Genomic DNA, 10,135 nt, shown 5'->3' on the forward strand with positions numbered 1-10,135 from the left:
CACTATCGACCGGTTCAGCGGCGGCATCATCTGCTCAACCACCCATTCCCGATGCTCGGTTGCATATCGTGTCATCACCTATTCGCACACCGCCCTCCATTTTGCTTCACTAAGGAAACGGAGGCGACAAGTATCCTGACATGGAGGGCGAGTAAAGAAAAGTGACACCTCCGTGTGCGTAAACGGCCAACCCCGTACAGCCGCGACAGCAGCTAGAAGCAACAAAACCCCGCCAAAAAACGCTAAAACCGTGCCAAAGAGATGCGCCCCCCCAATCAAACCACCTCCAACCGAAAAACAGCAACCGACCTCTCCATCCTCTGCGCCTGCTCCCGCAAAGCATCAGCCGCCGCCGCCGCCTGCTCCACCAACGCCGCATTCTGCTGCGTAACCTGATCCATCTGCGTCACCGCCTGATTCACCTGCGCAATCCCGCTGCTCTGCTCGCGCGACGCCCGGCTGATCTCATCCATCATCGCCGTCACCCGCCCGACCGCGCCCACGATGCTCTCCATGGTCGTGGTAGCGTCGCCGGCCAGCGCCGAGCCCGCCTCCACGCGCTGGACCGATTGCGAGATCAGCGTGCGGATCTCCTTGGCGGAACTGCCGGCGCGCTGCGCCAGGTTGCGCACTTCGGCAGCCACCACGGCAAACCCGCGCCCGTACTCGCCGGCACGCGCCGCTTCCACCGCCGCATTGAGCGCCAGGATATTGGTCTGGAAGGCAATCCCGTCGATCACCGCGATGATGTCGACGATGCGTTTCGAGTCGGCCTCGATCTCGCCCATGGTCTGTAGCACGCGCCCCACCGAGGCTCCGCCGGCCACCGCGATGTCGGAAGCCGCGCTGGCCAGCGCGCTGGCCTGGTCCGCGCTGCCGGCATTCTGTTGCACGATCGCGGTGAGCTGCTCCATGCTGGCGGCGGTCTGCTGCAGCGACGATGCCTGCTCTTCCGTCCGCTGCGACAGGTCCAGGTTGCCTTGCGCGATCTCGCCCGCGRCCACCAGCACGTTCTGCGCGCCCTCCTTGGTATCGCCGATCAGCACGCGCCAGGTATCCACCAGCGACAGCAGGTGCCGCTTCACATGGCTGAGTTCGTCGCTGCCATGAACCTCCAGCCGGATGCCAAGGTCGCCGGCGTTGATCCGGCCCACCATGTCCGCCACTTGCCGCACGTCCTCGCGCATGCCGCAGCTGAAACCGGCGAACAGGTAGAACGCCGCGCCCACCGCCAGCAGGGCCACGCCGCCGAGCACTTCCAGTTCCAGCTTGTCGGCTGCGATGCGCTGCTCCAGCATGGCGCGGGCAAGTGCGGAGAACTCCTTGTTGACCGAGGAGACCGCGTTGATGGCGGCGGTCGCTTCGTCGAAATAGGCCTTGGCCTCGATGTTGATGCCGCTGCTGCCCAGCATCCTCTCCTTCAGCGTGCGGTAGAAAGCATCCACGGCGGACAGTTGCGCCTGTGCGTTTTCCACCCGTGTGCGATACGCCGGCGCGCCGCGCGTCACGCGGCCGATGTCGCGCCGCACCGATTCCAGTCCGTCCTGGATCTGCTCCCCGAGCGCGGCCAGCTCAGCCTGTTGCGCCGCATCGGAATAGCCGCCCTGGCTGATGATGGCGGCCCCCCTGCCACGCGCCAGCGCGCTCAGCTCGGCCAGCCTTGGCATCGGCCCGACCATCAGCGTGACCAGGTAGTACGAACCGCTATCGGGGTCGAGCGCGAGCGATGAGCGATCCGCCACATCGCCGATAAACAAGCGGGTCTGCTTGACCAGCGCGCTGTGCATGTCGAACAGCGGCCCGGCCGTCGTGTTCAGGCCCGTTTCATGCATGCGTCGCCACGACTCCCCGAGTTTTTTCGCATCGGGCATAACGTCGAAGCCCGCCGCCGCCCCGGCTTGCTGCATCAGTCCGTCGAGGTGTGCAGCGGCCTTCGCATCCGCGCCATCGAACGTGGCGCGAAATGCCGCGTTACCCGCCAGCACGGCGTTGGCCGCACCGCGCCTGACCTGTGTCTCGCGCATGAAGTCGAGCGCGCGGTCGACGATGGCGAGGCCGCGCAGTTCGTCCTGGCTGGCGCGGATCGACTGCGCCGAGAGGCTCAGCACCGCATAAAGCGAGCCGCTCAGCGGGATCAGGAACAGGATCGCAAGCAAGAGCAGCTTGCGCGTGATCGTCAGGCGCGCCATCAGGCGCATGGCAGGAGAAAGGAAAGTCACCACGAAAGACCCCAGAAAAAGCACTCGCATGTGCCTTGTATCGGCCGCATCAAGGCGTACTGGAGCGCAGTTTTCCAGCTTTTTTTTCATGCACAACTGCGGGGCGGAAACAGCACAAGACGGGTGCAGAATGCCCGTAATTCGGGCGAAAAACAGGCACAAACCGCGTGTAGAACAGGCACAAGACGATCACGAAAGAGCGGATAAGAAAGCCGACACAAAACAGACGCAAATCAAACGTAGAACGGTAGGCATTGCGATGTCAGCGCGCCGGGCGGGTTCCGATGTGGGAAACACCCGGGCCAATGCGCGTAAGCAGTGTCCTTCTTGGGCGCTTGCGCCCCTGCTGGCCCGCGAGACCAGGATTCCCAACCCAGGAGATGCCGATGCTGAGTCCGCACGAATTTGCTACCTTGATGCTGGTCCACGATACGCAGGACCGCCTGGAACTGGATCCCGTGGATCTGGAGGCGTTGCTGGAACGCGGCCTTGTGTCGCTGGAGGAATGCGGGGCCGGCCATTGGTGCCCGCATGTCACGCCGCATGGTTTCGCCTTGCTCAGGGCGATGGGCTGGCAGGGCGATATGGCCAGGGTGCGGCATGGCGCGTCACGCGGGCAGGAAGCATCCGCGCGGTAAAGCGGCAAGGTGGTCTCGCCGCGTCCTCGCGGCTCAATGAAAGTCGCGGCTGGACACCATCAGACGGCCCAGCAGCGGACTCAGGTCCACCAGTTCCTGCGCCACCAGGTGCCTCACCTCGCCCTGGCGCTGCCACATGCCGATCACGCCCAGCAGCGTGGCGCCCAGCACTTCCTTGCGCTGGCGCTCGATCAGGTCCGGCCAGAGAATCACATTGACGGCACCCGTCTCATCCTCGATCGACGTGAAGATCGTGCCGCTGGCGGTCGCCGGCCGCTGCCGCACCGTGACGATGCCGCAGGCCCGCACACGCCGGCCGTTGCCGCAATGGGCCAGATCCTGCGCGGTGGCGTACTTCATGGCCGCCAGCCGCGGCCGCAGCAGCGCAAGCGGATGCGACTTGAGCGACAGGCCCATGCTGGCGTAATCAGCGGCCACGTCCTCGCCCAGGCGCGGCGCCGGCAGCGACAGCTTGCTCTCGGCCGGCGGTGCCTCGTAGAGCAGGTCATGATGGGCGGCCTGCAGCGCGGCGGCGCGGGCCTGCCAGCGCGCCTGGCGACGATGCCCGGCGAGGCTGGCCAGCGCATCGGCGGCGGCCAGCGCGTCGATGTCGTGGCGATCGAGCCGCGCCCGCAGCACAAGGTCCTCGACGCTGGCAAAAGGCTGCCTGGCGCGTGCCTGCTCGATGCGACCGGCAGCCGCCTCGCGCATGCCGCTCACGCGGTTGAGCCCGAGCCGCACCGCGGGTTGGGCGCGCTCGCGTCCTCGCGCCGCCCGCCCGTCCGCTTCCAGCTCCAGCGTGCTTTCCCAGCAGCTCACCGTGACATCCACGGGCGACGTACGTACGTGGTGGCGCCGCGCATCCTGCACCAGTTGCGAAGGTGTGTAAAAACCCATCGGCTGGCTGTTGAGCAAGGCGCACAGGAAAGCCGCCGGATGATGGCACTTGATCCACGCGCTGACATAGACCAGCTTGGCGAAGCTGGCGGCATGGCTTTCCGGGAAGCCATATTCACCGAAGCCTTCGATCTGCTTGCAGATGGCCAGCGCGAAGGCTTCCGGATACTTGTTGCGGGTCAGCGCGCTGACCAGCGCATCCTGGTGCTGCTTCAGATCGCCCTTGCGCCGCCAGGCCGCCATCGAGCGGCGCAGCTGATCGGCCTGGCCTGGAGTGAAACCGGCGGCGTCGATGGCCAGTTGCATCACCTGTTCCTGGAAGATCGGCACGCCCAGGGTCCGGCCCAGCACCTTCTCGATGACGTCGTTGTGATACGCCGGCGGCTTGCCGGTGCGCCGCACCTGCTCGCGCCGCTTCAGGTAGGGATGCACCATGCCACCCTGGATCGGCCCGGGCCGCACGATGGCCACCTCCACCACCAGGTCGTAGAAGGTGCGCGGCTGCAGCCGCGGCAGCATCGACTGCTGCGCGCGCGACTCCACCTGGAACACGCCGATGGTATCGGCGGCGCAGATCATGTCGTAGGTCTGCGCGTCCTTGCCGGGGATGTCCTCCATGCGGTACGGCGCGCCCGAGCGGCTCGGGATCGTCGCCAGCGCGCGGCGGATGGCCGACAGCATGCCCAGCGCCAGCACGTCCACTTTCAGCAGGCCGAGCGATTCCAGATCGTCCTTGTCCCACTGGATCACGCTGCGGTCTTCCATGGCCGCGTTCTCGATCGGCACCAGCCGCGACAGCTTGTGCCGCGCGATCACGAAACCGCCCACGTGCTGCGACAGATGCCGCGGAAAGCCGCGCAGTTGCGCGGTCAGGCTGGCCCACTGCCGCACCGCCGGTGATTCCGGGTCCAGCCCGTACTGGGCAATGCGGTCGAGAAAGGTCTTGCCGCCGTCCCACCAGGCCTGGCCCTTGACCACCTGCTCGATCACGCTGGCGTCGATGCCCAGCGCGCGGCCCACGTCGCGCAGCGCGCTGCGCGAGCGGTAGGTGATCAGCGAGGCGGCCAGAGCGGCGCGGTGGCGGCCGTATTTCCCGTAGATGTACTGGATGACTTCCTCGCGCCGCTGGTGCTCGAAATCGACATCGATATCGGGCGGCTCATCGCGCTCGCGCGACAGGAAGCGGCCGAACAGCATGTTGGCATCGCCGGGATCCACCTCGGTGATGAACAGGCAATAGCAGACCAGCGAATTGGCCGCCGAGCCGCGCCCCTGGCACAGGATGCCGCGCCCGCGGGCAAAGCGCACGATGTCGTGCACGGTGAGGAAGAAGGGCTCGTATTGCTTCTCCCGGATCAGTTCGAACTCCTCCTTCAACTGCTTGCGCCACTCGGGCTTGAGTCCGCCGGGGAAGCGCCGCAGCACACCCTTCATGGTCTCGCGGCGCAGGTAGCTGAAGGGGGTCTCACCGGGGGGCACCAGCTCTTCCGGATACTCGTAGCGCAGCGTATCGAGCGAGAAATCGCACAGCGAGGCGATCCGCACCGTCTGCGCCAGTGCCTCGCGCGGGTACAGCCGGGACAAGCGCTGCCGCATGCGCAGGTGCTGCTCGGCATTGGGCGCCAGCGTCATGCCGCACCCGGACAGCGGCTGGCCCACGCGAATCGCGCTCAGCACATCGGACAGCGGCTTGCGCGAACGCACATGCATGGTCACCGCGCCGGCCGCCGCCAGCGGCACGCCGGATTGCACCGATGCGTCCGCAAGACGCAGCCGGTGCAAGGCATCGGCATGGCCCTGCAACTGTTCGAGCGCGATCCAGCCGCGCGCGCCAAAGGTCTGCCGCATCCATTGCGCTTGCTGCAGCAACGCCTCGGGCTCGGGGCAATAAGACGGCAGCAGCAGCGCCAGGCAGTTGGGCATGCCGCGCAGGTGAGCCTGTTCCGGCTGCGGCGGCGCGGCCAGGTCGTCGGGGTGGAGCCGGTAGCTGCCCTTCTCCGAGCGCATGCGCCCCAGGGTGATCAGTTCGCTCAGGTTGCCAAAGCCTTCCCGGTCCTGCGCCAGCAGCACCAGCCGCAGCACCGGCTGGCCGGCGGAGTCCGTCAGCGTGAAGCGGCTGCCGACCAGCAGGCGGAAATCCTGCGCGGCGCGGGCCAGCGCGTCCAGTCGTTCATGGCGGCGCAGGCGGGCCTGGGTGGCTTCGCCAGGGGCCAAGGCGTCGCCGGCGGCGGGCGTGGCATCCGGCACGGCGAGGGATTCATCATCCACCCCATGCCCGCCGTCATGCTGATCGCCCTCTTCGCCGTCGTCCTCGATGAGATCGTCATCGTCGCCATCCTCATCCAGCCCCGCGGCCAATCGCGCCGCGCTGCGCGCCGCGGCGTCGCCGATGCGCTCACGCAGGTCCTTCAGCGCATGATGCGCGCGCGCCGTGCCGGCCACCGAACATTCATCGGTCAGCGCCAGCCCGCGATAGCCCAGCGCAAAGGCGCGCTCGATCAGCTCGACCGGATGCGACGCCCCATCCAGGAACGTGAAATTGGAAATGCAGTGCAGCTCCACATAATCCGGCAATACCGGCAGCAACGCGGAAAGCGCCGGCGGCAAAGCGGAAAACGAGGGCATGGCGGGCTTGCTGGACATGACAGGGAGGCAAAGGCTCAGGCGAATCTCAGGCGAACAGGCCGTGCAGGAACCAGCGGTATTCACCGCTCTCCTCGTGCCCGGGACGCTGGCGATAGACCCAGCAACGCAGGCCATCCGCACGTTCGGCGACGAAATAATCGCGCGTGGCCAGCGCGCCATCCCACCAGCCGCTCTCGATGCGCTCCGGCCGCGAGAGCAAGGTCAGCGGGCCGCCATGACAGGGCCGGTGACGCTGCACGGTGAGCGGCATCGGCTTGTCCAGCAGCCACGCCGGGCGCTCCGGCATGGCGCCTGCCGGGGCCGGCTGCGGCGCGCGCGCCGGCATTTCGTCGACGGGGCACCAGCGATTGGCGCGCTCGGGCCGGTGGTCGGGCAACGGCTGGGGTTGCAACACGTTTTCGCGGCCGAGCCGCGCCATCAGCGTATCGAGCAGGCGGCCCAGTTCGGCCGGCGTGCCGCCTGGTTCCGGAAACAGCGAATCGCTCTGCGGCAGGCAGGTCTCCATGGACTCCACCACCAGCATCAGGCCCACCGCCGGCACGCTGAACTGCACCTTGTCCAGCCGCTCCTGCAGCAGCCTGGACAGATGGACCGGATCGCGGCTGGGCTGCGCCAGGCTGACCGTCACCGGCGTAGACGGGGTCTCGGTGCCGAGCCGGTAGCGCTCGTGTTCGAGCCGCAGCACCAGCCGCGTCACGCCCGCCTGCTGTACCGCCAGCCAGCCGGCCAGCGCCAGCAGCAGGCGCTGCGCGCCCGCCATCACGCCCTGCACGGACTCGGTACGGCCCGGCAGCTCCATGCGCTGCGCGAAGGCTGCCGGCGCGCTGAACCAGGTAAAGCGCACCGGCACCTCGCCATAGGCCTGGTCCAGCCGCGCCAGCAGATCCGGCCCCAGCCGGCGCCGCAGGCCGGCACGCGGCAGGCCCCGCACCTCGCCCACGGTCCGGCAGCCGATGCCGTCGAGCCAGCCGTCGTCGGCCACGCCTTGCAGCATGGCCACCGGCAGCCGGTCCAGCAGCCGCGCCATGCGAGCAGCCCGCACCGCGCGCCGCGCCGGCCGCACCATCGCGCCACGGCGGTCCCGCCGCAGCGGCTGCGCCGCCAGCCACGCCGCCCCGAAGGCCGTGGGCCCGCAGCCAAGCTGCGGAAACACACCTAGCCGGCGCACCCGCGCATACACCGCGCGGCACAGCGCCAGATGGCCGCCGAACAGCCGCAGGCTGGCGCCGGCATCGATCATCACGGTAGCCGCATCGGGATCGGGATGGCCCGTCACATGCGGTGTGAAGTGCAGCAGCGCCAGCGCCAGCGCCGTCATCAGCTGCGCCTCGGCGGCCGGCTCGCGCTCCAGTTGCACCACCTGCGCCGACAAGGCCTGCACGCCGCCACGCCGCATCCCGGCCTGCACCCCCAGTGCCACCGCCGGCCCGTTGGCCAGCACCACCCGCTCGCGCTCCATCACCGCCACCGGCACCCGGTGGTGCAGCAGGCCGGAGGAAGCCGGGAGCGCGGCGGGCTCAGGCCAGTTCGGCTGCAACGCGTCCAGCGACAGGCGCGGCAGATGCACCGCGATCCAGTACGACATGGGCTTGCTCTCCCGCAACGGCTTGGGAAACCGGGAAATTGAAAGGGACCGGCGGCGGCGCGGACGGCGAAGCGGTCCTGGCCGGCACCGCCATCATCTCGCCCAGCGGCAGCACCAGCGGCGCATCGCGCACCGGGCCGCGCCGCTTGTGAAAAGTGATCGACAAGACATTGCCGGGTGCCGGAGACAACAGCAGCCGCAGCACCGCCGGCGACGACTCGTGCAGCACGCCGGCCGGGCGGCACGCCCAGACCACCGCGTCGCCCGCCTGCGCCAGCACCTGCAGGCGCCGCAGCGCCTCGGGACGCGCCGTTGGCAGCCACACCATCACCCCGCCAAAAGCCTGGCTGCGCAGCACCTGCTCCGCCGCCCACAGCACATCCGCCTGGGCCGCGGCCCGGCCCGCGCCAGCGGGCGGACGCACCCAGAACAGCTGGCTTGCCGGCAAACCCCATTCGGCCAGGCACATCGCATTGGGCAGGTACGGCGGCCCCACCAGCGCCACCCGGCGCTGTGCCGCCGCCAGCGCCAGCAACGCCGGGCGCAGCAGGCGCAACTCGCCCACGCCGGCGTCGGCCAGCAGCAGTTCCGTCAGCGCCCCCATCGGCCAGCCGCCGCCTGGCAACTCGGCCGAGAGCGCCGCATGGCCGGTGGGCAAGGCCGGCACGCTGCCCGCGCGGCCCAGATGGCCGAGCTGCCCCGCCCGCCACAGGCCGGGATAGCGTCGTTCCAGTGCGTCCAGCGCACCCTGCCGGTCGGCGGCGGGCGAGGCTGGGGAGAGATGGGTGGTCATGTGATGCTTGCGCCCCGGCTTGGGGACCGGGTGGAAATTTCTGATTACTGTATGTTTGTACAGTATCACGGAAGCGCGCAAGGAGGCAAAGCCGGGGTCGACAATGTGGAAACTGACAATAGTTAGCGTTCGCCATGGTTCGGTTAAACGCTGTGCGACGGCGATTGGGGAAGCGATGGCCGTGGCATTCGCTCACAGCTCCGCAACACACCCCGCCTTTGGCTGCTCCCCTATACTACGAAATATCGTATAGTGCTACTCGCCACTGTATCTCCAGCCAGCACTTCTTGAAACCAGCATGCCCACCCTGATCCCCGCAGCCAGCCGCACCATGGCAGTTTTTGAATTGTTTGCCAGGGAAAAACGCGAGCTGTCAAATTCCGATGTGGCTCGTCTGCTTTCGGTTGCCGAGAGCAGTTCCCTTGACCTATTGCATACGCTGCATTCGCTCGGCTACCTGATGCGCACATCCCGCACGCGGCGCTTCTACCCGACCGCCCGTCTGTTGGAAACCGCGCGCCAGATCTCCGAAAACGATCCCCTGACGACACTAGCGCAGGAAGCCGTCGAGCAAGTGGGCGCAAAAACCAATGAGACCGTCTTCTTCGGTGTACTCGATACCACCGCTGTCAAGGTCGTTGCCGTGCAGCCGAGCCGGATGCCGTTGCGCTATATCATCGAGGTCGGCTCACGGGCGGCCTTGCACGCCTCCGCACTGGGCAAGGCGCTGCTGGGACTCCTGCCGGAAGACGAAGCCCGCGCAATACTTGGCAAGAGCAAGCTTCGTCCTTTCACCGAGCACACAGTGGTTGACGTTGACGAACTGATGGCGCAAGTGGCGCACGGCCGCGACCTTGGCCGATACGAGGCGCGGGAAGAAGGCAGCGAGGGCGTCCACGGGCTGGCGGTGTCCGGATGGTTGGGCGGCCAGCCGGTCGGCATTTCCCTGGCCGGGCCCGCGGAGCGCATGAGAAAGAACCAGGAGGCCTATTTGACKGCCATGCGCGAAGTCCGTGATTCGCTGATGGCTGACACCTGAGCTGCCCACGACGCATAGAAATCGGCGGCCTACGCATTGCGGCGTCCTCTTCATCATTAAAAGCGCTCCCCCTTGCTCCGTGCCACGGTCGCCCCGCTGACTTACGCTGAAGGCCGCTTTCACAGATCCGCGATGGCAAGTGGAAGGTCATTTCGCCGTACATGAAGCCACCGCTGCCGCGGCAGTCCGGCGCGGTCAAAGCCGGAGCGCGTGCTCAACCCTGCCGCCAGTTGCGTCGTCTTCCTTGCAAAAGGCAACCAGCTCATCGCGGAATTCAATGCAAAGCGGAGAGAGATAGCCATCGGCGCGCCAGAACAT

6 protein-coding genes are annotated in these 10,135 nt (G+C 67.5%); 2 read left to right on the forward strand and 4 right to left on the reverse strand.

All coding sequences use genetic code 11. The annotated features are described in order from the left end of the window. Positions 1 to 275 precede the first annotated feature (275 nt). Positions 276 to 2,249: a methyl-accepting chemotaxis protein gene (locus AC1DKD_RS34510; protein ID WP_477144279.1), complete on the reverse strand. Its 1,974-nt coding sequence runs from the start codon at positions 2,247 to 2,249 to the stop codon at positions 276 to 278. Positions 2,250 to 2,605: 356 nt separating this feature from the next. Between AC1DKD_RS34510 and AC1DKD_RS34515 the strand changes: the two genes are divergently transcribed. Beyond that, positions 2,606 to 2,857 carry a hypothetical protein gene (locus AC1DKD_RS34515; RefSeq protein ID WP_441637318.1) on the forward strand — a complete coding sequence of 84 codons (252 nt, stop codon included), beginning with the start codon at positions 2,606 to 2,608 and terminating at the stop codon, positions 2,855 to 2,857. A 33-nt stretch (positions 2,858 to 2,890) separates the two neighbouring features. Here AC1DKD_RS34515 and AC1DKD_RS34520 read toward each other — a convergent pair whose 3' ends face one another. From AC1DKD_RS34520 to imuA, 3 genes are read right to left on the reverse strand one after another with little or no spacing between them, the layout of a single operon-like run. After that, on the reverse strand, positions 2,891 to 6,379 hold the full coding sequence (locus AC1DKD_RS34520; RefSeq protein WP_441637320.1) for an error-prone DNA polymerase: 3,489 nt from the start codon (positions 6,377 to 6,379) through the stop codon (positions 2,891 to 2,893). A gap of 46 nt (positions 6,380 to 6,425) precedes the next feature. Then, positions 6,426 to 7,985, reverse strand: a complete 1,560-nt coding sequence (locus AC1DKD_RS34525; RefSeq protein WP_477104333.1) for a Y-family DNA polymerase — start codon at positions 7,983 to 7,985, stop codon at positions 6,426 to 6,428. Further along, entirely contained in the window at positions 7,918 to 8,778 is an 861-nt protein-coding gene (gene imuA, locus AC1DKD_RS34530; protein ID WP_441634228.1) for a translesion DNA synthesis-associated protein ImuA, read from the reverse strand. The genes AC1DKD_RS34525 and imuA overlap by 68 nt, the downstream gene beginning before the upstream one ends. A 298-nt stretch (positions 8,779 to 9,076) precedes the next feature. Here imuA and AC1DKD_RS34535 point away from each other — a divergent pair, with 298 nt between their 5' ends. Continuing rightward, on the forward strand, positions 9,077 to 9,817 hold the full coding sequence (locus AC1DKD_RS34535; protein WP_477104335.1) for an IclR family transcriptional regulator: 741 nt from the start codon (positions 9,077 to 9,079) through the stop codon (positions 9,815 to 9,817). Positions 9,818 to 10,135 lie beyond the last annotated feature (318 nt).

This window comes from Cupriavidus sp. 05T313 (genome assembly GCF_056396665.1).